Raw genomic sequence first — 25,010 nt, forward strand, 5'->3', positions numbered from 1 at the left:
TCGTTTTCTAGAGAAAGATGATTGCTTGTGAAGAAGGAAGACGCAATTGAGCTCGAGGGCACGGTAAAGGAACCGCTGCCCAACGCCATGTTTAAGGTCGAGCTCGAGAACGGTCATTCGGTTCTGTGCAACATTTCTGGCAAGATCCGAATGAATTACATCCGTATTCTCCCCGGTGACAGGGTTGTCGTGGAGCTTTCCCCGTACGACCTGACCCGCGGCCGCATCACCTATCGCTACAAATAGCGGCACGCATACACGCACTCCATTTCCGACTGCAGGCTTAGCTCAACCTACGGTCGGATTGTGTGTGAAGACCAGCCATAGTTTTAAACGCCTGCGGCTGGGCGAGTAGATAGTAGGGAAGTAGTTTGAGCGCTACCGAAAGGAAGAACGATGAAGGTACGTCCTTCGGTCAAGAAGATGTGCGATAAGTGCAAAATCATTAGGCGCCATGGCAAGGTCCTCGTCATTTGCGAGAACCCCCGTCATAAGCAGCGTCAGGGTTAAGAGAGGAGACTACGTTGGCCCGTATTAATGGTGTCGACCTCCCGCGTGAGAAGCGCGTTGAGATCGGTTTGACCTACATTTACGGCATCGGCCGCACCACTGCGACGAAGATTTGCGTCGAGTGCAACGTTAACGTGGATACGCGCGTTAAGGACCTCACCGAAGATGAGGTTAACGCCATCCGTGATTATATCGACAAGAACCAGATCATGGTTGAGGGCGACCTCCGCCGTGAGCGCAACCAGAACGTCAAGCGCCTTATGGACATCGGCTGCAACCGCGGCCTTCGTCACCGCAAGGGCCTCCCGGTCCGCGGCCAGCGCACCCACACTAACGCTCGTACCCGCAAGGGCCCGAAGCGTCAGATCGGTGCTAAGAAGAAGAAATAAGGAGCGCTAGATAGATGGCTACTGCTAAGAAGAACGTTCGCGCTGCCCGTCTGAAGCGCGCGGACCGTAAGAACATTTCCGTGGGCCAGGCTCACATTCGTTCTACGTTCAACAACACGATCGTTTCGATCACCGATCCCCAGGGCAACGTCATTTCCTGGAAGTCGGCTGGCCAGGTGGGCTTCAAGGGCTCCCGTAAGTCCACGCCGTTCGCTGCCCAGATGGCTGCCGAGGCTGCTGCCAAGCAGGCCATGGAGCACGGTATGAAGAAGGTTTCCGTCTTCGTCAAGGGCCCCGGCTCCGGTCGTGAGACCGCCATCCGCTCCCTCCAGGCTGCTGGCCTCGAGGTCTCGAGCATCCAGGACAAGACCCCCATTCCGCACAACGGCTGCCGCCCCAAGAAGCGTCGCCGCGTGTAACTGAAAGGATCGTATCAATATGGCAATCGACAGGACTCCTGTTCTTAAGCGCTGCCGTCAGCTCGGGATCGATCCCGCTGAGCTCGGTTACAGCAGCAAGAAGGAATCTATCCGTCAGCCCAAGCGCCGTCGCAAGGAATCTGAGTACGGCATGCAGCTGCGCGAGAAGCAGAAGGTCAAGTTCATCTATGGCGTTCTGGAGAAGCAGTTCCACGGCTACTTCAACAAGGCCCGTAAGATGAACGGCGTCACCGGTGAGAACCTCATGATTATCCTTGAGTCTCGCCTCGACAACGTCGTCTTCCGTCTTGGCTTCGCCCGCACCCGCAAAGAGGCTCGTCAGTCCGTCCGTCACGGTCACTTCACCGTGAACGGCAAGCGCGTGGACATCCCGTCCTACCGCGTCAAGGCCGGCGACGTCGTCGCTGTCGGCGAGAAGTTCCGTGACCTCCTCCCCATCAAGGAGGCCCTGATTTCCTCCGAGCGCTTTGAGGTCCCTGGCTGGCTCGAGGTCGATATCGAGAAGCTGTCTGGTAACGTGCTCGCTCTGCCGACGCGTGAGCAGATCAGCGGTGATATCAACGAGCAGCTCATCGTCGAGCTCTACTCTAAGTAGTCCATCCGGGCTGCTGAGGCTGGAGGTAATACATGTCAGAATTCATTAGGCCTCAGGTTCAGGTCGAAGAGATCAACGAGACGTCTGCTCGTGTCTCCGTCGAGCCGCTCGAGCGTGGCTACGGCGATACGCTGGGTAACTCCCTTCGTCGCGTTCTTCTGTCCTCGCTCGAGGGTGCCGCCGTCGAGGCTATTCAGATCGATGGTGCGCAGCACGAGTTCATGACCATCCCTAACATGGTCGAGGATGTCACCGACATCGTCCTGAATGTCAAGGGTCTTGTCTTCAGGGCTCTCGGCACGACCGACGAGGCGACCGCCACCATCTCGGTTGACGGCCCCTGCGAGGTCACCGGTGCGGACTTCTTTATTCCGTCCGAGTTTGAGCTGGTCAACCCCGAGCAGCACATTGCTACGCTCACCGAGGGTGGCCATCTCACCATGAGCATGCGCATCGGCTATGGCCGCGGCTATGTCTCTGGCGAGGCTAACCAGCGCGACAACGATCCCATCGGTGTGATCCACGTCGACTCGCTGTACTCGCCGGTTTCCCGTTGCGCCAAGCTCGTTGAGGCTTGCCGTGTCGGTCAGCACACCGACTACGACCGCCTTGTCCTCGAGATCGAGACCAACGGTTCCATCGCCCCGCGCGACGCCGTGGTCCAGGCTGCCAATATCATCAACCAGCATATGGCCGCCTTTATGAACCTTGCCGAGACCCCCGAGGTCGAGGAGGAGGCTTCGATCTTCGCTCCCGAGGTCACCAACGACAACGCCGAGCTGGACAAGCAGATCGAGGATCTGGACCTTTCCGTCCGTTCCTACAACTGCCTTAAGCGCGCCAGCATTCACTCGGTCCGTCAGCTCGTTGAGTTCTCGGAGAACGATCTGCTCAACATCCGTAACTTCGGTGTTAAGTCGATCGAGGAAGTGAAGGACAAGCTTGAGTCCATGGGCCTGAGCCTGAAGGCTTAATGCTTCGCATATTTGAGGAGAAACTAGACCATGCGTCACAACGTTAAGAAGGGCCTGAAGCTCGGCACCGATGCGAGCCACACCAAGGCCATGAAGAAGAGCCTTGCTAAGGCCCTCTTCGAGAACGACCGCATCAAGACCACCGAGACCCGCGCTAAGGCGCTGCGTTCGGTCGTCGACCCGATCATCACTTGGGCCAAGAAGGGCGACCTGCACTCTCGTCGTCTGGCTATCGCCAAGCTCGGCGATAAGCAGCTCGTTGCCGAGATCTTCGACAAGGCTGCTCAGGGCATGTGGCAGGACCGCAACGGCGGTTACACCCGCATCATGAAGCTCGGTAACCGCAAGGGCGACAACGCTCCCATCGTTATCATGGAGCTCGTCACCGAGCCTTGCACGCCTAAGGCTAAGAAGGCTGCTCCGGCCCCCAAGAAGGCCGCTGCTCCCAAGAAGGTCGAGGCTGTCGAGGAGACCGCTGCCGAGGAGGCTCCTGCCGAGGAGACCGCTGAGTAGACATTCCGTCTGCATAGGCTATATTCGAGGGGTACGTTCGCGTACCCCTCTTTTTTTGTCGCGATACCGTTGCTTGTTTGTTGGGAGCGCCCATGACTGCGCCGTCTGATTTCAATTCGATTCTCGAGCTTGACGCCACCCTTGTATTCCGCGTCGCCTATGACGGCTCGTCGTATAGCGGGTTTGCCGAGCAGCCGGGACAGACGACGGTTGCGGGTGAGCTGCGTCGAGCCATCGAGACGCTGCTTCGCCGCCCGATCGATCTGACATGCGCGGGGCGTACCGATGCCGGCGTGCATGCCGTGGCTCAGTACATCAGCGTGCCCGTAACGGACGCTGAGCTCGCGTGTACGCGCCGTAGGTGGCTGCGGGCTATGGATGCCCTGCTGCCCAAAGATATCGCTATAAACGAGGTCTACAAGGCCCGTAAAGGCTTTTCTGCACGTTTTGACGCGCGTTCCCGTGCGTATACGTACCGTATTGCCGATCGAGATGCGCGCCCCGTGCTGTCCCGCGGTGCCGTGTGGTGGCATCGCTATCCCTTGGATGTTGAGGCTATGTCTGCTGCCTGCCCCGCGCTGCTGGGCGAGCAGGACTTTAAAAGCTTTTGCAAGGTTGCCTCGGCCGTTGGCAAGCCCACGCATCGCTGCGTGATGCGTGCCGAGTTTGGCCATGAGGTTGCGTTTGGCGAGGACATCCTGACGTTCACCATCGAGGGCAATGCGTTTCTGCATTCGATGGTCCGTACGATCGTGGGCACGCTTGTCGAGATTGGTATGCATCGCCGTGAACCTGGGTGGATGCGTGAGGTCATCGATGCTTGCGACCGTACCGCTGCGGGCCCCACGGCTCCTGCCTGCGGCCTTACGTTTATGGGCGTGGATTACGATCCCGCCGAGCTTGTCGTGCTCGACTAGGGGAGGGCTCGACGCATCGTGCGTCGACACCTGTAATCTGTGGGCTGCGCGTGTGCAACATCTGTTCTTGACGTGCAATACAACCGGTGTCTCATTGCTTTTATTGCCGGGGTGTACCATGAACGACAGTTTGATTCACTGCTGTCGAGAGGACGGATAACTTGGTTCGACGTGGCTCGCATCCGCGACTTTCGGTGATCCTTGTGGTAGAAGGTTCGCCCAGCTATGCGATGCGTGCGCTCGAGAGTATCCAGAGCCAAGATCTCTACGATTTGCAGATTGTCGTTGTCTGCCGCGATGCTGCGCCCGGTGTGCGCCATTCGCTTCAAGTTGCTGCCGACAGGGACATCCATATTGATTTGATTGACGTCGAGGACGCTAAGCGCGGCGCTTGTCTTCGTGCCGGTTTTGATGCCTCGCGCGGCTCTCAAATCATCGCCATGAACGCCGATGAGTGGTTTGCTCCGCACGCCCTTTCCAAGATGGTCGATATCGCGTGCGATACTGCGGCAGACATAGTCTTCCCCACGGTGTCGCTCGACCGCTATGATGCACATCGAGAGCGCCATTCGCGCGTCTTGGATGCTACTCATATTTCCATTGATAGCGAATCTTCGATGGTGGCCGGGCTGCCTCAGTTGATTTTAGGCGGCTTGGTTGCTCAAGTCTCTGGCGTGATGTACACCCGTCCGCTGTTTGAGGCATGCCTTTTGTGCGATAAGACGTTTCGCACAGTTGGGTTTATGGCGTGTGCGCTCTCGCAGGCACAGCGCGTCTCCGGATGCGGCGACGCTTGTTTCCACGCGGCGGCGCCTAATCTTACAGATGCCTTTGATCCCACCATGTATGCCAAGGTATCCGATGACACCCGAGCGCTCGACGAGCTTGCGGACTCACTCTCGGAAGCAGATAGCGGTGGTTGGCTCATGCTGGCAAGCCAGAAATTCTACTTTGCCGGACTGGTCTCCTGCATCGAGAATTTGTGTCTGAGCCCGCATGGGGTGTCATCAATTGAACGCTCCGCCCGTATGCGTGATATGCTCGAGGCACCCCGAACTCGTCAGATGGTTGCGGCGCTTAAGGATGACCACCGCGGACTCGGTTTGTTGTTTGGGCCAATTGCAAGCGCGAAGCCTACGCGTTGCGTGATGTATACGCATTTGGCTGCTTTTCTTAACCGAACTGGTGCCAAAACTGCCTAGGGGCGCTCATTTCGAAACAAACTTGCATGGAATTGTTTCGAAATGCGTTCTTATACACAAAAGCTTTCAAATAGCGTTAAACTATTCAATCATTGATTGATTGTCTCCGCCATCTTTTGGAGTGAGGGTTTGTATGGCTAAAAAACGCAATGGGCGCCAGGATGCCATTAGAGATATTGTGCGCAATAAGGACGTCCGCACGCAGCGCGTGCTGGTCGATGAGCTCCGCGCTATGGGCTTTGATTGCACGCAGGCGACTGTCTCTCGCGATATTGCCGATATGGGGCTGCGTAAGCTCCCTGAGGGCATCTATGTTCTGGCAGAGGACCTGCACCTGCAGCGTATGGTTTCCGAGCTCGTAACGGGCGTTCTGCGCACCGATAATCTGGTTATGATCAAGGCTCAGCCTGGCACGGCTTCCGGCATCGCCGCCGCCGTTGATGCGGCAGAGTTGCCCGATGTGCTTGGCTCGCTTGCCGGCAACGATACGATTTTGGTTATTGCCCAGACGGCCGAGGACGGCGAGCGTCTCGAGGCGCTGATCAATAAGCTGAGCAATTCTCGCAAGTAGGCGTGCGGGTCGTGCGCTTGGCCCTGCGTGCGCTGACATAGTGGCTTGTAAGGGGTATCGACGTTGGTCGGTACCCCCTTTTTTGTTTGCAGGCATAAAGACCGCCCACCAGGTCGCTTTAAACTAAAAGGCCCCCGAGCGGTTTAATAAGCTGCTCGGGGGCCTTGTTGCTTATGGCCGGATGATTTCTAGCCGACCGTATCGTCAGGCGTGGGCGAGGGGTCGGGAGTGGGCGTGGGCGAGGGGTCGGGAGTGGGCGTAGGCGTAGGCGTGCCGCCATCGCCGCCGGTCGAACCACCAGTGGAGCCGCCCGTCGAGCCACCGGTCGTACCGGTGCCGCCGGTGGTGTCGCCGCCTGTGGTCTCGGTGGTCGTGGTCGTTGTGGTCGTCGTGGTGGTGGTTTCCTCTTCGTCCTTGTCTTCGTCCTCGTCGCTTTCCGTCTTCTTGGTGTTGTTGGTGCCGTAGAACTTCCAGACGTTATTGTTCTTGTACGTGGGGGCCGTTCCGGTCGGGAACTCCTCGCGCTCGGTTCCAGCCAAAACAGTGTTCATGAACTTCTTAAAGACGGGCAGGTTGGTGCTGTCGCCCAGCAGGTCCGTACCGTACTTTTGGATGGGAATCTCGCCTGCGGAATAACCGGTCCACAGGGCGCATGCCAGTTGCGGCGTGTAGCCGCAGAACCACAGGTTGGTGGTGTTGTCAGTGGTACCTGTCTTGCCGGCATAGGGCTGGTTGACGCTCAGCGCGCCGGCGGCACCCGTGCCACTGCCCTGCATGACGCCGGATAGAACGTCGGTAACCGCGGCAGCCTCGCCTTCGGTGAGCACCTGCGTGGGATTGTCGGTGTGCTGGTACAGAACCGAGCCGGTACGCGAGTCGATCTCGGTGATGGCGATCGGCTGGCGATAATGGCCGCCGTTGGCAAAAGTGGCGTAGGCCGATGCCATCTCGAGCGGCGAGATGGACCCGGTGCCGAGCGTCATGACGGGAACGTCCTCGATATTGTCCTTGGCGGGGTCGATGCCGAGCTTTTTGACGAGCGACATGATCTTGTTGTTGCCGATGGCTTCTGCCACCTGAATGTAGCCGGTGTTGGATGAGTATGCCGTTGCCTGCTTAAGCGTGATGTTGCCATGGCTCTGGTTGGCATAGTTTTGCACCTTGGTCGTAGTGCCCTTGGCTGTAAGAGGCGAGTTGCAGTTGAGGGTGACGTTGGGGTTCATACCGTTTTGGATGGCAGTTGCCAGCGTAAAGGCCTTAAACGTGGAGCCCACGGGGCGCTTTGCCGTAGCGTGGTTCACGTGATTCTCGTCGGCGTTGTAGTCGTAGCCGCCCACCATGCACTTGATGTAGCCGGTCTTGGGGTCTACGACGACCATGCCCATGTCCAGGCCGTCGAGCGAAAGCGTGTCGAGCTGCGAGCGCACAGCCTCCTCGGCCACCTGTTGCATGGTGGGGTCGATGGTGGTCTTGACGGTCAGGCCGCCCTTAAAGAGCACGTCGGTCGAGAACTCCTGCTCCAGCAGCTGCTTAACATAGGCGACAAAGTAGGGCTGCGAGTATATGTCGACGCCGCTGCCCGAAATCTCGGTCACGTTGAGGGTGATGGGCTCGGCCTGTGCGGCATCGTGCTCCTCCTGCGTGATGTGGCCCAGGCGCAACATGTTGTCAAGGACCTTGTTGCGACGGGACAGCGCCAGGTCGGGGTTGACCGTGGGGTCGTACTGCGAGGGCGAGTTGGGAAGGCCGATGAGCAGCGCGGCCTCGCTGAGGGTGAGGTCGGCGGCGCTCTTGGACAGATAGGTCTCGGCTGCGGCCTCGATGCCGTAGGCGCCGTGGCCGTAATAGATGGTGTTGAGGTACATCATGAGGATCTCGTCTTTGGAGTACATGTCCTCCATCTTGACGGCGATGTAGGCCTCGCGCACCTTACGCTCGATGGTCGAGTCGAACTGCTCCTCCTGCAGGATGGTGTTGCGCACCAGCTGCTGGGTGATAGTCGAGGCGCCTTCGTGCCCGCCGCCGAGGGTTGCCACCGCAGCACGCGCGATACCCCACAGGTCGATACCGCCGTGCTCGTAGAAGCGCTCGTCCTCGACGTCAACGGTGCCCTGCAGCACGTAGGGGGAGACCTCGTCCTTGGTGATGGACTTGCGGTTTTGCGTGTAGAAGCTCGCGATCTTGTTGCCGTTGCAGTCGACGATCTCGGTGGGCTCGCTCACCAGATACGCGTTGGCGTCGGTGTAGTCGGGCAGATCGGACAGCCAGCGGTTGACGTTGCCGACCATGCCGATGCCAAATGCCACGCCCGCGATAAGCAGAAAGCCCAAAAACGAGAGCAGGATTATGGGCAGGGCATGCGTCTTTGAACGGCTGCGTCCCTGTCGTTGGCGAGGACCCATATATTGACCTCCAGGTATGTCGTGCCGGACGGTGGATGTGCCGTCGGGGCAGGATGGACATAAGTTATTACACGATAAACCAAACGGGGCGCGCGAGGCCTCGTGTATGCTGGAAGACGGCATTTTTCAGAGTGAATGCATACCTTGGTAAGGAGTTTGCCGATGGCGATTCGGACGATGGGGCCGAGCGGACAATACGAGACTGGATTGGATGGTGCCGGTGCGGCGCTGCCCGAGCTGCTGGCGCCGGCGGGCGGACTCGACCAGATGCTTGCGGCCATCGCCGCGGGCGCCGATGCCATCTATGCGGGGTTGGGCGACTTTAACGCCCGTGTGAGCGCCCATGGCTTTACGGATGACGAGCTTGCGCGCGGTTGTGCCGTGGCGCATGCCCATGGCGTGCGTGTGTACGTGACGCTCAACGTGTTCGTGTTTGACGATGAGTTGTCCGACGCGGTGGCGTTGGGAGCTCATGCACTGGAGCTGGGCGCCGATGCCCTGATTGTTGCCGATGCCGGATTGGCGTGCGCGCTGCGTGCGGCGATTCCCGGCGTCGAGATTCACCTGTCCACGCAGGCGGGCGTTCATAGCGAAGGCGCCGTGCGGCTTGCCGCCGATGAGCTGGGGGTCGAGCGCGTGACGACGGCACGCGAGCTGACGGTCGACGAGATTGCCTCCTTGTGCGGTACGGGCGTGCCTATCGAGGTGTTCTGCCACGGGGCCATCTGCATTGGCTACTCGGGTGCTTGTGAGTTCTCAGCCCTGAGACGCGGGCGCTCGGCGATGCGCGGGGACTGCACACAGCCGTGCCGCCTGGCGTACGACCTAGTGGACGAGGCGGGGGAGAGCGTCGTCGCCGTTGAGGGGGACCGTCTGCTGTGTCCGCGTGATTACCTGGGCATTGCGCACCTGCCCGAGCTTGTTGCCGCCGGCGTGGCGTCGCTCAAGATCGAGGGTCGCATGAAGAATCCCGACTATGTCTTTAACGTGGTGAGGGCGTGGCGTCACGCGCTCGATATGCTGCGCGACGGCACGTGGGATGCCAATGCGGTGCCGGCGCTTGAACGCGAGCTGGGAAGGTCGTTTAACCGTGGGTTTACCGATGCGTACCTGCGAGGGCGTTCGGGCGCCGAGCTTATGAGCTTTGAGCGTGCAATCAACCAGGGCGTGCGCGTGGGGCGCTTGGTCGCTGTGGGCCACGAAGAGGTGGCCGTTGAGCTCGACGCCGCCGTGGCGGCGGGTGACACGCTCGAGATTCGGTTCTATCCGGGTGTCGACGCGCGTCCCGATGTGCCCAAGCGCTGGCCGCAGGTGCCCTGCCCGGTGAGTGCCGCGGCGGGGGAACGCGTTGTCGTGCATTGCAAGCGTAAGGTGGACACGGGCTGCGAGGTGTACCTGATTCGCAGCGCCGGCGTGTTGGATCAGACGGCGGCGATGTTGGAGCGCATGCGGGCCGAGGCAGATGCGATTGCGCCCGTTGCGCGTGCCGTTGAGGTACTGCCCTTTGAGGACGTTGCGGTGGATGGCGGTGCGTCGACGGAGTTGGTGGAGTGCGCGGTTCCCGCTCGCATGGTTTTTGCTTGGCAGCTGATGGATGCCGACCCGCGCGGAGAACTCGATTTGTCCGACGCCGTTGTGGTGCTCGACGAAGTGTGCCGCACGGGTGACGCTGACCGGACCCGCTCACTGATGCAGCGTGCCGGGCGCGTCGTCTGCCGCAACCTGGGGCAGGTGGTGATCGCTCGAGAGCTGGGCGTGACGTTTGACGTGGCGGCGCCGGTGTTCTGTGCGAACCGGACTACGCTTGCCTGGCTACGTGGGCTCGGCGCGGGTCGGGTGTACTTGCCGGCCGAGTTGCTCGGCAATGATGCGGAACGTATTGCCGAACTGACGGCCGAACCTGGTGTTCTGGGCCCCGTCGATGCCGACCACACCGAGCTCATGGTGTGCGAGCACTGCCTGCTGACCGCCGAGGGGGCTTGCGCCACCGATGCGGCGCAAGCCGGGGCATGTTGTCACGATTGCATGCGTCGTCGGCAGGCGCGCTATCTGGTTGAGCGGGATGGCACGCGTTTGCCAGTTGCCATCGATGCACGCGGCAGGACGAGGATTTTCCTGACATAGGTGCCGCGTCGCGCCGTTTTGGTTATCATAAGTGAGTTTATGAACTTCCAGCACCGCCGTATCCGGTGAGGGTGCTATAGCAAAAGGAGGATACCCAATGCTGTCTGTTGACGAGCAAATGCGTATCATCACCTCGGGCGCTGCGAAGATCGTCCCCGAGGCCGACCTTCGCAAGAAGCTTGAGAAGGGCGAGCCCCTCAACATCAAGCTCGGCGTCGACCCCACCAGCCCCGATCTGCACCTGGGCCATGCCGTGCCGCTGCGCAAGATGCGCCAGTTCCAGGACCTGGGCCACAACGTCACCCTTATCATCGGCAACGGCACCGCGCTGATCGGCGACCCCTCGGGCAAGAACTCCACGCGTCCGCAGCTTTCGCAGGAGCAGATCGAGGCCAACGCCGAGACCTATGTGAGCCAGGCCATGAAGATCCTGGACCCCGAGAAGACCACCATCGTGCACAACGGCGATTGGATCCTTTCGATGGATCTGGCCGGCCTGCTGCAGGTGTGCTCCAAGTTTACCGTCGCCCGCATCCTTGAGCGCGACGACTTTACCAAGCGCTACCAGTCCCAGACGCCGATCGCCCTGCACGAGTTCCTGTACCCCGTGATGCAGGCCTTCGACTCCGTTCAGATTAAGGCCGACGTGGAGATGGGCGGCACCGACCAGCTCTTTAACCTGCTCGCCGGCCGCGAGCTTATGGAGAAGATGGGCATGGAGCCGCAGATCGCGCTTACCATGCCGCTGCTCGAGGGCACCGACGGCGTGCGCAAGATGTCCAAGTCCTATGGCAACTACATCGGCCTGACCGATGCTCCCAAGGATATGTTCGGCAAGACCATGTCCATCCCCGACGAGATGATTGGCAAGTACTATCGTCTGGCCAGTTCGCTCACCCCGGCCGAGGTCGACAAGATCGATGCTGCTCTGGCCGATGGCTCTGCCGACCCCTACGAGCTCAAGCGCGCTCTGGGCCGCGACCTGTGCGACACCTACCACGGCGCCGGTGCCGGCGACGAGGCTCAGACCGAGTTCGACCGCGTGTTCAAGGAGGGGCAGCTTGCCGACTTCCCCGAGAAGCACGTTGAGCTGACCGTCAACGACGAGGGCCAGATCTACCTCGCTGGCCTGCTCAAGGACCTGGGTCTTTCGGCCAGCGCCGGCCAGGCCCGCCGCGATATCGACGGCGGCGGCGTCAAGATCAACGGCGAGGCCGTGGCTCCCAAGAGCTACAACATCGACCCCAGCGCCCTCAAGCTGGGCGACATCCTCTCCGTAGGCAAGCGCAAAGGATTTAAGTTGGTCTAACGAGTAAGTTAACCTCACAGAATGAGAGTGGATAATCTTCCGTTTTTGGCCTGTTTGTGGGCTCAAAGTGGGAGATTATCCGCTCTCGTCATTTGCAGGGGGTGTATTGCTGTCCCATCGTTTGGGCATACAATGGCTATTGGTTTGCTGCGGTGAAGGTCTGTCCGCCCTGCAGCTTTTTTCTACGGTTAAAGGAGTATGTATGTCCGTTGAGGTCATGAGGTCTGTGATCGACGCTGCCGAGGGTCGCGTGCCCGTCGACACGCTGTTTACCAATGCGCAGATTGTCGACGTATATGGCCAGCGCGTGGCACCCGGTAGCGTTGCCGTCAAGGATGGCGTAATCGTCGGCGTGCTCTACGACGGTCGCGACGATGCCGCCGGCACCTACGAGGCGACCGAGGTTATCGACTGCCAGGGCCGCTATCTTGCTCCCGGCTTTATTGACGGGCACCTGCATATCGAGTCTTCGAACATCCGTCCCGCCGAGTATGCTCGCATGGCCGCGACGCGCGGTACTACCACCGCCATTGCCGACAGCCACGAGATTGCCAATGTTGCCGGTCTCGACGGCTTGCGCTTTATGATCGAGGATGGTCGCCGCGCACCCATCTCCATCAAGTACATGATGCCTTCGTGCGTGCCCGCGCTGCCCGATGAGCAGGCCGGTGCCGTTATTTCGGCCGCCGATATGCAGGCGTTTTTTGCCGAGCATCCGGGTGATGTCTTTGGCCTGGGCGAGATGATGAACCTGCCGGGCGTCTTTATGGCCGATCCCGAGACCTGTGCTCGTATCGACGCTGCCAACCAGACGCCGTCCAAGCAGGTCGACGGTCACGCCCCGCTCGTTGCCGGCAAGGATCTCAACGCCTATGCCGCGGCAGGCATCATTGCCGACCACGAGTCGACGATTCCCGAGGAGGCGCTCGACAAGCTGTCCCGCGGCATGTATGTGATGCTGCGTGAAGGCACGTGCAGCCACGACCTGGCCAATTTGTCCCCGATGCTGCTGGAGAACCCTGCCCGCGCCCGCCGCTGCTGCTTTGCGACCGACGACCGCGCTCCCTCCGATGCTCTTTCGACCGGCATGATCGACAATGCCTGCCGCGTGGCCATCGAGGCCGGCATCGACCCGGTGGTCGCTATCTCCATGGCGTCCCTTTCCACGGCTGAGGCATTTGGCCTGGACCACGGCTGTCGTGACCCGCATGAGCTCCGCGGCGCGATCGCCCCGGGCAAGCGCGCCGACCTGCTGGTGCTCAACGACCTGACGTTTGTCGCGGCTCCGCATCGCGTGTATGCCGCCGGTGCGCTCGTGGCACAGGACGGCGCCTTTGTGGGCGAGATTGCACCCGAGATGGCCGAGGTTGCGGCCCTTGCCGATGAGCTGCGCGCCTCCGTTAAGCTGCCGAAGCTTTCGCTTGACGTGTTCGATTATGCCTTTAAGCCGGGCGAGGCGGTTATTGATGTGATCCCGGGCATGGCTATCACGGGCATGGTTCGTCCCGAGACTGACGAGGGCCTGCGCCGCATTATGCTGATCGAACGTCACGGCCGCGGCGTGTCGCTGCAAGCCGAGGGCGCCGACGGTGATGGTCCTGCGGGCCTGGGTCTTGTTGGCAAGCACATCGGTCGCGGCTGGGTGCGCGGCTTTACCATCACGGGCGGCGCTATCGCCTCGACGATCGGCCACGACTCGCATAACGTGTGCGTGGTGGGCGACAATGCGGCCGATATGATGGCTGCCGTCGAGGCTGTTGGCCAGGGCGGCCACGTGCTGGTGCGCAACGGTGAGGTCGTGGCGCGTATTCCGCTGGCGCTCGGTGGTCTGATGAGCGAGGGCACGGCCGAGGATGTCGCCGCGCAGCACGACGACTTTATGGTCAAGGCGCGCGCCATGGGTATTGAGCCGCCGCTTGATCCCATCATGGGCATCATCTTCCTGCCCCTGCCGGTGATCCCGACGCTCCGCATCCGCCCCGAGGGCATGTTCGACGTTACAACCTTCACCTACGCCGACTAGTCATTGGGGACGTTCTTAAACGCCTAGCCGCCTGCGACACTCTTTGACTTGTCGCCTGACGCCGCGACCGTGAGACCTCTGGCGCGCGTGAGCTATTTGCTAGGTCCTTGTAACGTTTATGACTGCGGGGTCTTATTTGAGCTCCCTTTGGGTACGTTGGAATCGGATACACGTCCGATTCCATCAAGCCCGAAGGGAGCTTTTCTATGTTTAAACTGATTGCATCCGATATGGACGGCACATTGCTTGACGAAAGTGGCCAGGTGCCGCCTGAGACCTACGAATTGATCCTGGCGCTACGCGAGCATGGTGTACATTTTGCCGCATCGTCAGGCCGCCGCTACGATCGCCTGTGCGAGTTCTTTGCGCCCGTTCGCGACAAGATGGACTTTGTCGCGGCTAACGGTGCCCAGGTCTACGCCGACGGCAAAATGGTAGACCGCGAGGTGTATTCGCACCTGGCGATTCGAAAGCTCGCCCAGGCCGTCGCGACGTTTCCCAATCTGCATCTTGCGCTCTTTGACCGAACCAAGTCCTTTTTGCTCGATGACGAGAGCAAGTTCGTGCGCGAGGTCGATAAGGACCTTCCCAATGCCGAGCGCATTTGGGAGCTGCCCGATCCCGGCGTAAATATCATCAAAGCGAGTATCTTTTGCGACGACGGTGTCGTTATGGACAGTGCGTACGTGCTACAGCGCGAACTCGGTCAGCTCTTTACCTTTGCGCCTTCAGGCAACGCGTGGATCGATGCCATGCAGCCCGGTGTGTCGAAGGCTTCGGGCATCGCACAGCTCGCGGAGCATTACGGCATTGGGCGCGATGAGGTTATGGCGTTTGGCGACTCTATGAACGACTACGAGATCATTCGCTTTGTCGGCACGGGTTGCGCGATGGAAAACGCGCGCCCCGCGCTCAAAGCGGTTGCCGATCGCGTCGTAGGCTGCAACCGCGACCACGCCGTCCAGCAAGAACTCCGCCGTGTTCTGGAGAGCCTCTCCTAATCCGGCAGATGGGGACGTTCCCGTTCTGCCGGCGGCCGGGGACAGTCCTTGCGGTGCCCCGCTAAGAGTGTCCCCAACGACTACTGTGACTGGGGCAGCCACTCATTGGGGACAGACTTAAATGAGTGCCGCCAGCGACTAGCCATTTAAGAACGTCCCCAATGACTGCCGGGTTGCTGCTGCTAGGCGAGGGCGGCCATGATGGTGCGGGCGACGCCGTCGTGGTCGTTGTCGTATTCGGTGATGGCGTCGGCGGCCTCGCGGTCTTCGGGTTCGCCGTTGATCATGGCCATGCCGTGGCCCGCTGCCTGCAGCATGGGGATGTCGTTGATGTTGTCGCCGAACGCCCAGGCGTCGGCGAGACGCTCGCCCAGGTGCTCGCATAGCCACGTGAGGGCTGTTCCCTTGGTGGCGCCCTCGCCCATGACCTCGATATTCATGGCGTACGAACGCGTGACCTCAATGCCTCCGAGCGTGTCGAGCTCAGCCGCGATGGCGTCGCGATCGGCCGGGTCGTGCCAGTACATGGCGATGCGTTCGAGCACCTCGACCTCGTCGATCTTGCTGTCGACATCCAAGTCGATCGGTGTTCGTGTGCGCTTGAGCGAAGCCGCGATGTGGGGGTCGCCGCCGCAGAATTCGTCCAGGCGCGTGTAGAGCGAGCGGGGGAGGAAGCACTGCCCGTCCGCGAAGATATCGAAGGTCACATCGTGGCCGGCGGCGATGCGGCGGATACGATGGGCAATGCCGCAATCGAGCGGTCGGCTCAAAATGCGCGTAGCACGTGAGGTGTCGGTGGGCGTACCGTCGTCGAGCTGCCAGACGCTGGCACCATTGGCGCAGACCGCGTAGTGCACGGCGGGATGGGCGAGGATGGGCTCAAAGATGCCCGACAGCGGGCGTCCCGTGCAGGGCACAAACTCAATACCGCGGCGCGCAAGCTCGTCGAGCATCGCCCAGGTGGCGTCGCTCATCTGCTTATCACTCGTCAGCAGCGTTCCATCCATATCGGAAAACACAATCATTTGATGAAGCCCTTTCTACTGGCATAAAAAGCGTGGCCGAGGGCGATGATGCCCTGGCCACGCTCGGGTTCTATAACGGTCCGCGTCCTAGCGATCGGCGAGCGGCTTGTACTCCAGCGGCTCGATAACCGGGCGATACGCGGGGCGAATAATACGGTGCGCGCAGAAGAGCTCTTCCATGCGGTGTGCCGACCAGCCGGCCATGCGGGCGACGGCGAATAGCGGCGTAAAAAGCGTCTCGGGCACGCCGAGCATCTTGTAGATAAAGCCTGTGTACAGGTCGATGTTGGCACAGATGGGCTTGGTCATGCCGTGGTCGCGCATGACCTGGGGTGCCAGGCGCTCAATGCGCTCGATGAGCGCGAACTCCTCGCCCAAGTCCTTCTTGGCGGCAAGCGAGCGCGCGTAACGGCGGCAGACCTCGGCGCGCGGGTCGCTGAGCGTATAGACGGCGTGGCCCATGCCGTAGACGAGGCCCGTGCCGTCGAAGGCCTGCTTGTCCAAGATCTTGCCCAGATAGGAAGCGACCTCGTCGTCGTCTTCCCAGTTGGAAACGTGCGCGCGAATGTCCTCGTGCATCGACACGACCTTGGCGTTGGCGCCGCCGTGGCGTGGGCCCTTGAGCGAGCCGATGGCCGCGGCGTAGGCCGAATACGGGTCGGTGGCCGACGACGACAGTACGCGGCAGGCGAACGTGGAATTGTTGCCGCCGCCGTGCTCGGCATGGAGCATAAGCATCACGTCGAGCAGCATCGCCTCGTCGCGGGTGAACGCCATACCGCCGCGGAGCACCTGTAGGATGGTCTCGGCGGTGGAGAGGCCGGGCGTGGGGTGCGGCACGTGAACCTCGGAGCCGCGAAGCTTGGCAATCGAGGCCATGTGTGCGAAGGCGGCGATGCGCGGGAGACGTGCAAGCATGGAAATAGCCACGTCGATCTCATGCTCGGGCGTAATCACGTCGGGCTCGGCATCGAAGGCGTAGAGCAGCAGCACGGCGCGCTGGAGCACGTTCATGATGCTCGACGACACCGTGGTCATGGGGAACTCTTTGACGTATTCGTCGCTCAGATGCCTAAAGGCGCCCAAGCGCTCGCAAAAACCGTCGAGCTCCTCTTTGTTGGGCAGCGAGCCCGTGATAAGCAGATAGGCGACTTCTTCGTAGCCATAGCGATTCTCGGCCTGGGCATTGTTGACCAGATCCTCGATGCTGTAGCCGCGAAGCGTGAGCTTGCCCTGATCGGGCACGACCTTTCCGTCGACCTTGTTGTAGCCGTGCACATCCGAGATACGAGTGAGGCCCGCGACCACGCCCGAGCCGTCGGCATTGCGCAGGCCGCGCTTGACATTGTGCTCGACAAACAGGCCCTCGTCATAAGGGTCGGTCGGCAGGCCGTGGTAGAGGTTTTCGCTCTCAGGCGAAATCTGGCGGCTTGCTTCGTAATCCAGAACCAGGCGGCTCAAGTGGTCATCGAAGCGGTAATAGATTTTCTTGGCGTCGTAGGCCATGCGCGCTCCTCTCCGGGCCGCATCGGGGTGACTTGCATGGGCATGCGCGCGTCAGGCTATCCCCAGCGGCTTGTTCGCTACAGGCGGTACATAAAGTTAAAGACGTCCTCGCGCTGGATAGACACATTGACGCCCGAAAGCTCGCCGGCCTCGGCCAGGGCCTTCTGCAGCTCGGCAAAGTCGAGCTTGGACTCGGCGGTGTCGGCCAGCATGGTCATGGTGAAGATGTCCTCGATAATGGACTGCGTAATGTCGCGGATGTCGACGTTGGCCTCGCCCAGAACGCGGGTGACGCCGGCGACGATGCCGGGGCGGTTCTTGCCAAGGACGGTGATGACGATGCGGGAGGACGAGATCTCGGCCATGGGAAACCCTTTCGCGTGGTTGCGGCGCGCGCGGGGCGCTCCGCTACGGTACAGTGTTCATCATTGTACCTGTCTGGCGCCAAAAGGGGTGCGCTTACAGCGGCGTTACACGTCTGCAACATGAGCGTGAGGGGGCAGGCCGCATGGGGAAGAGCCGTCTGGCGCGCGTCCAGCTCGTGTTGGGTTGATTTCCGAACTCAGCCGAACACATCGAGCGGATAGGCCGTTCCCGCAGTCAGCCGAACGCCTCCGACCGCTGATTCCAAACTGAAAACGGGGGGCATCCCCCACTATTCGGTGGGGGATACCGCTCCGCGGCGCATGCCGCGGGCGGCGCCCCTATCGGACCACCGTGACCTCAGTTGGGATGGGCCCAGCACCGCGGCGTACTCGGTGGGGTAGAGCCGACTGATCGTCTTCACGTCGCGTATGACGATATTTCGGTCGTCCGGCTCGGTGACGCCGTAGCCGAACGCCTGGAGCGTCTCGATGGACTCCTGGATTCTCTGCTGGAACATGGGTCCCGGATCGACCCTCGGCCCGAGGTACCCGCGCCAGAGGCACGGCGAGACACGCAGCATGTTATGGATTTTGGAGATTGGCTCGATGTCGGCGTAGACGTTGAGCGTCGCCATGGCGTCCTTGTGCCCGAGGATCGATTGGAGCGCCTTGATATCGCCGCCCTGGCGGATCCACTGCGTGGCGAACGTGTGGCGCAGGCCGTGGAACGTGATCAGCTCGTCGTTGGTGCCCATGAGGCCGTTGGTCTCCGAGAACGTCTTGAACGCCCTGCGGATATAGCTCGCCGTCGCGAAGGCCGCGCCCGGCTCCGACAGGATGTAGCAGTTCCCGATCTCGACCGCCCCGGTAAGGTTGCGCGAGCGCAGCTTCCCGCGGTCGATCTCGTGGATCTCCTTCAGGAAGGGGAGCAGGCCGACCGGGTCGATGGGGATGCCCCTGGCGTCATGGGTCTTGGTGTCCTTGATGAACGAACCCATCCCCTTCGCGTACGCCACCGAGTGCCTGATCGAGATCAGGCCCGTCTCGAAATCCACATCGCACCACCGAAGGCCGCAGACCTCGCCGATTCGCATCCCCGTGTGCAGGGCGAGTACGACCGCCCCCTAATCCTCGGCGGACCAATCGAGTCCGAACTCCTTTCGGGCATCCTCTTCGCTCATGACTTCGAGAAGGTCTCCGGGTTGGCAACGAAGGGCGAGGCATAGCTGCTCGAGTGTGTTGAAGCGAATGCCGCGAATATGCCCTTTTTTTATACGGGACAGGTTCACGGGCGTGGTTCCAATCCTTTCGGCAAGTTCGTTCGAGGAAATCTTTCGCTCGGCCATGATCTTGTCGAGGCGAACAATTACGGGCATGGCGTTTCCTTACGCAATCTCGTCGGAGTCGAGGTACAGCTCTCGGGCGTACAAGAAGAGCTGGGAAAGCATGAGCAAGACGATGCCGAGAACCAGAGAGGTCCAGTCGAATGATGAAGCGATCTCTTGGGCGCCGACGGCCCCCTCGCCGCCAAACATCGAAACGGAGGTTTCGAGTGAGCCGGCGTAGAAGCTGGTGGCAGCTTGAACAACGAAGAGAATGCCGAGCACCTTCAAGCATGTCGCAGACCCTTTCTTGAAGGGGTCTCCGCTCTTGATCGTCCACACGAGAACGGCGCTGAGGATGGTCGTGGCGATACCGATGACGGCAGGGGCCAATGTCGAGATCGCAAGGGCTGGATACGCGGGGGAGTCTGCAATTACAGGGTTGTCGAGCACTTCGATTGCTGGCTTTAAGGAGAACGCCACTTGTGCGATGGCGGTGACGCAAAGGGCCGCAGAGGCTATCGCACATGCGATGCGGAAGGAATGAAGCCGGGGAGTGCGATTGTCGTAACTCATAATAACCTCCGAAGAATTTAAAAACCTCAGGTTACTTTTTAACAGTTTATGTTAAATTGATTTTGCCGGCAAGTAATCACAGCATGCTGCAACCGAAACCCCTCTAGATTGGAGAGGATTATGTTCAGTACTGTTAAGTCGTGTAAGCTCTTGGTTTTCCTCGGCCTCGCTCTTTGTCTGTTGCTGCCGGGAGCCCCCGCTTTTGCGGATACCCCGATGCCTCCTTCCCAGGAGAGCAGCCAGTGTGCCCTCGTTGAGCCCCTCGGGTATACGGACGACGTCGTCGATACCTACTGGAGCTACAGCTGTCCTCGCGGCGTGAGCGGGCACAGCATCTCGATGTTCAACATCTCTTACAAGACGATCTCCTACCGAAATGGCTATCGCCGATCCGCGCATCATAGGGAATCCCGCCTCGCTGCAATGTGTTCCTGTGGTGTTCTTGGCACAACTGATAAATGGCAATTTGTCTATAGCACCTACTAGATGCGAGGAGGGGCCAAGCATTTTGTTCGGCCCCTCTGTTCCGACTGGATGAGGTTAAGGTTGGCGATGAATATGCTCAAAATCTCGAAGGCAATCTTTAGGTCGCTCCTCTCCTCCAGGTCGCTCTGTGTTGCCGTTGTTGCGTTGATGGTTCTTTGTGCTCTGCCCGTCTTCAGGAGCGCGGCTGGCATCGACGGACGGGTTGAATACCTCGAGTCGGGAATAACCCGTGTTGAGCAGGAATTGTCAGCATCCTATGCGGATGCGCTTGTGAATGCGGGGGAGGAGGGCGTCTATACCTCTTCATCAAGCATGCCCGCGCTTCTGTACCCTCTTGCCGCGGGGCGTCTTGTCTTGGCGCCGCTCTCTCCTCTGCTTCCGTTTCTGCAGGTATCGGATGGAGCGTACTCCTTTTATGACGGATCGAAGGAGTACTTGCTATGGGCCGCAACGGCCGTTGCCGTCTCGTTCCTTGCCGCGCGTCTTAACAAACGTGAAAAACTCATCATCCAGGCACCGATGGGTGAGCTGGGCAGGCTTGTTGCATCGAGCGTATGGGCGAGTGTTTTTGCGATGCTTGCCGTCTTCGCCGTCAATCTTCCAGGGATAATCGCCGCACTTGTGAAGAATGGCCCGGGCTCGCTGTTCTATCCGATAGGCTACGTTCAATATGCGACTCCGGTTATCAAACCGGCTTGGCTGGTGTTCGCACAGACGGCCATCTTGCAATTCTTGGTGGCGGCGTTCATCTCGCTCGTCGTTCACCTTGCCGTGAAGATTGCCAATAACCCTACGCTTGGAATCGTGTTCGTATGTGCCCTGATGGGGGCGACGATGGTTCCCGGGTATTACGGAAGATCCATCGCTTTACGTGAGTTCGCCCTGTTGAATCCCCTTACGTATGCGAACACTGAGTTGACCGTCGGCGCCTATAGCCCGTACCCGACAACGCAGATAGTGAATCTGCCTGGACTTTGCTTCGAGCGTGGCGCGATTACCCTCGTATGCGCAATCGGGATCGAGGTGCTGGCAATTAGCCTGCTTTGCGTTGCTGGAAAGAGCGGCTGCGCGCGCCCGATGTCCCCGATTTGTCTTGAGAGAGGTTCCTTCACCGCATCGAGAACGACAGCCCGTTCGAGCGCTTGTACCTCCGCCGTTGCATACGTAAGAACGATGGGGAAGCTGCTCCTGCATTCTCCTGCCCTCGCCGTATGCGCGATTGCAATGTCGACGGCGATGCTGGCCCCGGCTCTGGTCGAGGTGTTTCCTGACGCTGGTGACGTTTCCGCTGTTCGGTATAGGGATGGGGAGCTCCGTTCAATAGATCGGTATCTAGAGCAGGACGTTGCGAATATGGACGTCGAGGGCAAAGCGGCCCTGGAAGGCATGCGAGATGCTCTTTCGGGTTTCGTGTACGCGCCCACGCCTGCGGAGGGGTTTCGAAGCCTTGCGACGTACGAGCGCGCTCGAGGCGAGCTGGGCGCGGCAGATGCGACCCTCCTGCAATCGATCGGAATCGAGCCGGAGACTCCTTCTCGTGCGGAGGCGCGCGCCCTTCTGCTCGAGTCGATCGCGAGCTTGCCGGACCCCAAGGTTTACGAGTTAAGTACGAAGATGCCCCCATTAATCCTCCTTTCCTATCTCCAGGCAGCGCTTCCTTCCTTGTTTTGGCTGTTGCCCGTGGTTGTCACATCGCTTGCGTGCACCTACCTGCGGTGCCGTTCCCTTCTGGTTTTCCAAGTCCCCGCAACAGCGCATGTGCGTTTTCTGACGGCTGTTGCGCTGTCTCTCCTGCTTGGCTTGGCGCTGCTTTTGGTGTCGATGGTTCCCGCTGCGGTTGTGTCCTTGATTAAGAACGGTGCGGGTGGATCGGAGTATCCCGTCGCTCTCATTCGGGCGGGAGCTTCGACAACGTCCATGGTGGGGGAGGCGGTGTTGTGCAGCATTCCGTTGCTGGTCATGGCATACGGCGTGATTTCCGTCGTCGCTGCGTTGACAGCAGCGATTAGCCGCAACCCCGTTGTCACCGGAGTGGTTTGCGCGGTTCTCTTGGTGTTGGGTTCGTTGAGCGCTCATGTTGAAAGCGCGGGCATGGGCGTCGCGCTGCTGGCTCCATTCGCCTCGTTTGATCCCGCTTCCCAGGTGGGGACGATTGGGTTCCTTGGGCGAGGGACGAACGCGATGCCTTTTGGAGAGGTCGTCGGCGCATCGGTCGCTCTGCTGGTGGTCTTGGGCGCCGTATCTCCGTTGATGGTGCGCCTGAGTGTTCCAAAGATCGAAAGGGGATGATCTCGATGATTGGCCTTCAAACGCTGACGATCTCTTATGGAAAGAAGGTACTCGTAGATTCGGTGGACGCTGAGTTTGCCCCGGGTACGGTCTACGGTCTCGTCGCTCCGAACGGGCATGGAAAGACGACGTTGCTGCGGGCGATGGCAGGTTTGCCGGGTCCTCGCGTGGACGGGAGCATCGTTCTGGATGAGGCGCAGGGCACGGGTACAAGAGAGGTCCGTTCTATGATCTTCTACGCACCTGGTGAGGGGACGCTGCTGTATCCCGGATTGCGTGCGGAAGATCACCTCAAGATGGTTTGCGATATGTGGCCACATGCTCGCGATATCGAAGTGATAGTGGAACAAACGCAGATAGGCGAGTTCGCGAAGATGAGGATCCGTACTCTGAGCCAGGGCATGAAGCAGCAGCTTACCCTGGCGATTGCGTATGCGACGGGTGCGCGGTACCTTCTATTAGATGAGCCCATGAACGCGCTCGACCCCAGCAGGGTGGACTTGCATTCAGAGATCCTCAGGAAGCTGGCCGATTCTGGTACGTGCATCATCATGTCATCCCACATCTTGGATTCGGTCGATAGGCAGTGCGATGAGATTCTGTTTTTGAAGGATGGGAGGCTCATTAGAAGCATCCCGCAAGATGATACTGCGCCGAAGTCTCGTGGATCCCATTTCGCAAAGCCTGCCGGACGCGCCGAGGGTGCGCTAAGCACGTATCGGCGACTCTACGAAAAGGGCGGGTAGAAATGCAAGTTAAAAATCTATGTGGTCAATATGATACCGTTGAACCCGCGTATCAATACCGCTCAGCCATTTGCCTCGCCCCCGTCGCACGTATCTTCATTCGGTCTGTCATTAATTAAACTAACGATGCTTTGAGAAATGTAGGTGCTTCTAAATGTACTGTCGACTTCTTCTCAAACTAATCCTAAGAGACAGGGCCGTATGGATCTCTACGCTCGTTCTTGCCGCAGCCTTCTCCGTCCCCATCGCGTTCAATTCACCCATCTTCGGCCCCTTCTTTATGAAGCAGGGCATGCAGAGCTTTGTCGACGCATTCAATACGCGCGCAACCCAAGCCAACGGCAATATGAACGAGCGAGGAATCATCACGTTATCAGGGGCAATTTTGAGAAAGGAGATGTTTTCTATCCAAGACGTCCGTTAGGAGGACACAATGAAGAAAATCGTCGAAACCGGGATCACCAGGCGAGCCGCTATCGCCGCAGCGGCGGTTGGAGGAATCTCCCTACTGATGCCAAAAGGGGTGTTAGCGGCGGAATTTCAAACACTTGATCAGAATCGAATCGACTACTTCGTTCGCCCCGACCTCACTGAAAACCAGTTTGACGCGATGCTCCGCGAACGCGCGGAGGAAGAAGCTGCGCAAATCATCGAGCAAGCCCTCGCCGGGTACGATGGCGACGCACGAGCCGGGGGACGTCCGACCTACGACACGGTATACGGCAGCGTGGTAAACAAGAGCACTGGATGGCATGACGTCGCCGGACAGCCGGCGGGCGGCGTGCAGATATCGGGAGGTGGCTCTATCTTCGTATCACCTTCCGGCGGCGGATCGGTCGGTGTGTCGGTATCCCTTCCCGGAGGAGTTGGCAGCGTGAGCGTTTCCATCCCGAAGGCAAATCGCTCCCTCAGCGTGACGGGGTACGCGGTCAACATTTCCGGATCGGGCTTCTACAAGGCGACGGCGAACGTGACCCACAAGATTCAACCCTACGTCGTCTATGAGACGACGAACGGGGTACGCAGGGTCTACGCAAAGATGGCCACCAACACGTTCTACAGCATGGCTCTCGGCAAGCGCAAAGTAGGCTGACATGAAGACCGGCTCCGCCAAAATACCCATTGCGCTGGCGTTATTGGTCGCGATAGCCGCAATCGCAGTCTCTGCCGTATCCATAAAAGATGCGAACACCTTGAAACATGGCATTTCCGAAGGGTTCCGCCTAGACGGAGTGTACCGAGACCACGAGACCGGCTTAACCCAGCTCTCCTTCCTTGGGGAAGACGAAAACAGGTGGCAAATCGTCGACAGCAATGGAAATGTGACCGACGGTTCATTTGAGACAACCGGCGATCCGAACATCTTCATGTTGGCCGACCAATCAGGAGATGATTACGGATTTGTCCACCTGGCTTACGCCTCCGCAGACGGAAACCAAGGAAGCCTTTATTTGAACACCGGAACGTCGGTGCTCGAATTTGACAAGGTAACCAGCGGCCCGGCTTTCGTCGTGCCGTAAATGCAAATCGAGTGTCATGAGAGAAGAGGGGACTGGCCTTGCCAGCCCCCTCTTCCTTTTACTGCCCAAGCGGGAATGCTCACCACTGCAGTTCGCGAACGTCAGACGCTTCCTCCGCCCGCGGCACTCGGCCAGGTACATGCTGATGATGACTTGATACGGCACCACTGTACGGGCGGACTCCGCCTTGAAGTAGTCGATGTTC

General features: G+C 59.8%; 25 protein-coding genes. 18 read left to right on the forward strand and 7 right to left on the reverse strand.

The window, feature by feature from the left end; genetic code table 11:
- Positions 1-27 precede the first annotated feature (27 nt).
- The 10 genes from infA to DWZ22_RS05735 all read left to right on the forward strand — a co-directional run bounded on the left by infA (position 28) and on the right by DWZ22_RS05735 (position 6,111).
- The gene (gene infA, locus DWZ22_RS05690; protein ID WP_035137443.1) at positions 28-246 is read left to right on the forward strand and encodes a translation initiation factor IF-1; all 219 of its coding nucleotides are present in this window, start codon (positions 28-30) and stop codon (positions 244-246) included.
- A 150-nt stretch (positions 247-396) separates the two neighbouring features.
- Positions 397-510, forward strand: a complete 114-nt coding sequence (rpmJ, locus tag DWZ22_RS05695; protein ID WP_006363204.1) for a 50S ribosomal protein L36 — start codon at positions 397-399, stop codon at positions 508-510.
- Positions 511-524: 14 nt separating this feature from the next.
- Entirely contained in the window at positions 525-899 is a 375-nt protein-coding gene (gene rpsM / locus DWZ22_RS05700) for a 30S ribosomal protein S13 (protein WP_022094275.1), read from the forward strand.
- Positions 900-913: 14 nt separating this feature from the next.
- Positions 914-1,318: a 30S ribosomal protein S11 gene (gene rpsK / locus DWZ22_RS05705; RefSeq protein WP_006235274.1), complete on the forward strand. Its 405-nt coding sequence runs from the start codon at positions 914-916 to the stop codon at positions 1,316-1,318.
- Positions 1,319-1,337: 19 nt separating this feature from the next.
- Positions 1,338-1,934 (forward strand): 30S ribosomal protein S4, encoded by a 597-nt coding sequence (rpsD, locus tag DWZ22_RS05710; RefSeq protein ID WP_006235275.1) that lies wholly within the window; start codon positions 1,338-1,340, stop codon positions 1,932-1,934.
- Between the two features lie 32 nt (positions 1,935-1,966).
- The gene (locus DWZ22_RS05715) at positions 1,967-2,908 is read left to right on the forward strand and encodes a DNA-directed RNA polymerase subunit alpha (RefSeq protein WP_117734359.1); all 942 of its coding nucleotides are present in this window, start codon (positions 1,967-1,969) and stop codon (positions 2,906-2,908) included.
- Positions 2,909-2,938: 30 nt separating this feature from the next.
- Positions 2,939-3,421, forward strand: a complete 483-nt coding sequence (rplQ, locus tag DWZ22_RS05720; protein WP_089573564.1) for a 50S ribosomal protein L17 — start codon at positions 2,939-2,941, stop codon at positions 3,419-3,421.
- Positions 3,422-3,513: 92 nt separating this feature from the next.
- Positions 3,514-4,338: a tRNA pseudouridine(38-40) synthase TruA gene (truA, locus tag DWZ22_RS05725; protein WP_118405649.1), complete on the forward strand. Its 825-nt coding sequence runs from the start codon at positions 3,514-3,516 to the stop codon at positions 4,336-4,338.
- A 161-nt stretch (positions 4,339-4,499) separates the two neighbouring features.
- A complete protein-coding gene (locus DWZ22_RS05730) occupies positions 4,500-5,540 on the forward strand; it encodes a glycosyltransferase (protein ID WP_147352270.1) in 1,041 nt (346 codons plus the stop codon).
- Between the two features lie 133 nt (positions 5,541-5,673).
- The gene (locus DWZ22_RS05735; protein ID WP_006235280.1) at positions 5,674-6,111 is read left to right on the forward strand and encodes an arginine repressor; all 438 of its coding nucleotides are present in this window, start codon (positions 5,674-5,676) and stop codon (positions 6,109-6,111) included.
- Positions 6,112-6,299: 188 nt separating this feature from the next.
- Here the strand turns inward: DWZ22_RS05735 and DWZ22_RS05740 are convergent, their stop codons facing one another.
- A complete protein-coding gene (locus DWZ22_RS05740) occupies positions 6,300-8,513 on the reverse strand; it encodes a transglycosylase domain-containing protein (protein WP_118405651.1) in 2,214 nt (737 codons plus the stop codon).
- A gap of 162 nt (positions 8,514-8,675) precedes the next feature.
- On the opposite strand from DWZ22_RS05740, the gene DWZ22_RS05745 reads away from it, so the two are divergent.
- The 4 genes from DWZ22_RS05745 to DWZ22_RS05760 all read left to right on the forward strand — a co-directional run bounded on the left by DWZ22_RS05745 (position 8,676) and on the right by DWZ22_RS05760 (position 14,970).
- Positions 8,676-10,637 carry a U32 family peptidase gene (locus tag DWZ22_RS05745; RefSeq protein ID WP_158573304.1) on the forward strand — a complete coding sequence of 654 codons (1,962 nt, stop codon included), beginning with the start codon at positions 8,676-8,678 and terminating at the stop codon, positions 10,635-10,637.
- A 97-nt stretch (positions 10,638-10,734) separates the two neighbouring features.
- On the forward strand, positions 10,735-11,946 hold the full coding sequence (gene tyrS / locus DWZ22_RS05750) for a tyrosine--tRNA ligase (RefSeq protein ID WP_118405653.1): 1,212 nt from the start codon (positions 10,735-10,737) through the stop codon (positions 11,944-11,946).
- 202 nt (positions 11,947-12,148) lie between these two features.
- Positions 12,149-13,969, forward strand: coding sequence for an adenine deaminase (locus DWZ22_RS05755; protein WP_117743539.1), 1,821 nt, complete (start codon positions 12,149-12,151; stop codon positions 13,967-13,969).
- Between the two features lie 206 nt (positions 13,970-14,175).
- Positions 14,176-14,970, forward strand: coding sequence for a Cof-type HAD-IIB family hydrolase (locus DWZ22_RS05760; protein ID WP_118405654.1), 795 nt, complete (start codon positions 14,176-14,178; stop codon positions 14,968-14,970).
- 182 nt (positions 14,971-15,152) lie between these two features.
- Here DWZ22_RS05760 and DWZ22_RS05765 read toward each other — a convergent pair whose 3' ends face one another.
- From DWZ22_RS05765 to DWZ22_RS05790, 6 genes are all read right to left on the reverse strand, one after another.
- A complete protein-coding gene (locus tag DWZ22_RS05765; protein WP_118405655.1) occupies positions 15,153-15,995 on the reverse strand; it encodes a Cof-type HAD-IIB family hydrolase in 843 nt (280 codons plus the stop codon).
- Positions 15,996-16,082: 87 nt separating this feature from the next.
- Complete coding sequence (locus tag DWZ22_RS05770; RefSeq protein ID WP_118405656.1) at positions 16,083-17,501, reverse strand: citrate synthase; 1,419 nt, start codon at positions 17,499-17,501, stop codon at positions 16,083-16,085.
- A gap of 77 nt (positions 17,502-17,578) precedes the next feature.
- Entirely contained in the window at positions 17,579-17,866 is a 288-nt protein-coding gene (locus tag DWZ22_RS05775; protein WP_006235289.1) for an ACT domain-containing protein, read from the reverse strand.
- A 290-nt stretch (positions 17,867-18,156) separates the two neighbouring features.
- Positions 18,157-18,972, reverse strand: coding sequence for a site-specific integrase (locus DWZ22_RS05780; protein ID WP_255413328.1), 816 nt, complete (start codon positions 18,970-18,972; stop codon positions 18,157-18,159).
- Positions 18,973-18,990: 18 nt separating this feature from the next.
- Positions 18,991-19,242, reverse strand: coding sequence for a helix-turn-helix transcriptional regulator (locus DWZ22_RS05785; RefSeq protein WP_006235292.1), 252 nt, complete (start codon positions 19,240-19,242; stop codon positions 18,991-18,993).
- 9 nt (positions 19,243-19,251) lie between these two features.
- Positions 19,252-19,764 carry a DUF2975 domain-containing protein gene (locus DWZ22_RS05790; protein ID WP_118405657.1) on the reverse strand — a complete coding sequence of 171 codons (513 nt, stop codon included), beginning with the start codon at positions 19,762-19,764 and terminating at the stop codon, positions 19,252-19,254.
- A gap of 552 nt (positions 19,765-20,316) precedes the next feature.
- Between DWZ22_RS05790 and DWZ22_RS05800 the strand changes: the two genes are divergently transcribed.
- The 4 genes from DWZ22_RS05800 to DWZ22_RS05820 all read left to right on the forward strand — a co-directional run bounded on the left by DWZ22_RS05800 (position 20,317) and on the right by DWZ22_RS05820 (position 24,805).
- The gene (locus tag DWZ22_RS05800; protein WP_117743532.1) at positions 20,317-22,539 is read left to right on the forward strand and encodes a hypothetical protein; all 2,223 of its coding nucleotides are present in this window, start codon (positions 20,317-20,319) and stop codon (positions 22,537-22,539) included.
- Between the two features lie 5 nt (positions 22,540-22,544).
- Positions 22,545-23,285 (forward strand): ATP-binding cassette domain-containing protein, encoded by a 741-nt coding sequence (locus DWZ22_RS05805; protein ID WP_158553158.1) that lies wholly within the window; start codon positions 22,545-22,547, stop codon positions 23,283-23,285.
- Positions 23,286-23,718: 433 nt separating this feature from the next.
- Positions 23,719-24,378 (forward strand): hypothetical protein, encoded by a 660-nt coding sequence (locus DWZ22_RS05815; RefSeq protein ID WP_117734374.1) that lies wholly within the window; start codon positions 23,719-23,721, stop codon positions 24,376-24,378.
- A gap of 1 nt (position 24,379) precedes the next feature.
- Entirely contained in the window at positions 24,380-24,805 is a 426-nt protein-coding gene (locus DWZ22_RS05820) for a hypothetical protein (RefSeq protein WP_117734375.1), read from the forward strand.
- Positions 24,806-25,010: the final 205 nt, after the last annotated feature.

Origin of the sequence: Collinsella sp. AF31-11 (genome assembly GCF_003475605.1) — a bacterium.
Classification (GTDB): domain Bacteria; phylum Actinomycetota; class Coriobacteriia; order Coriobacteriales; family Coriobacteriaceae; genus Collinsella.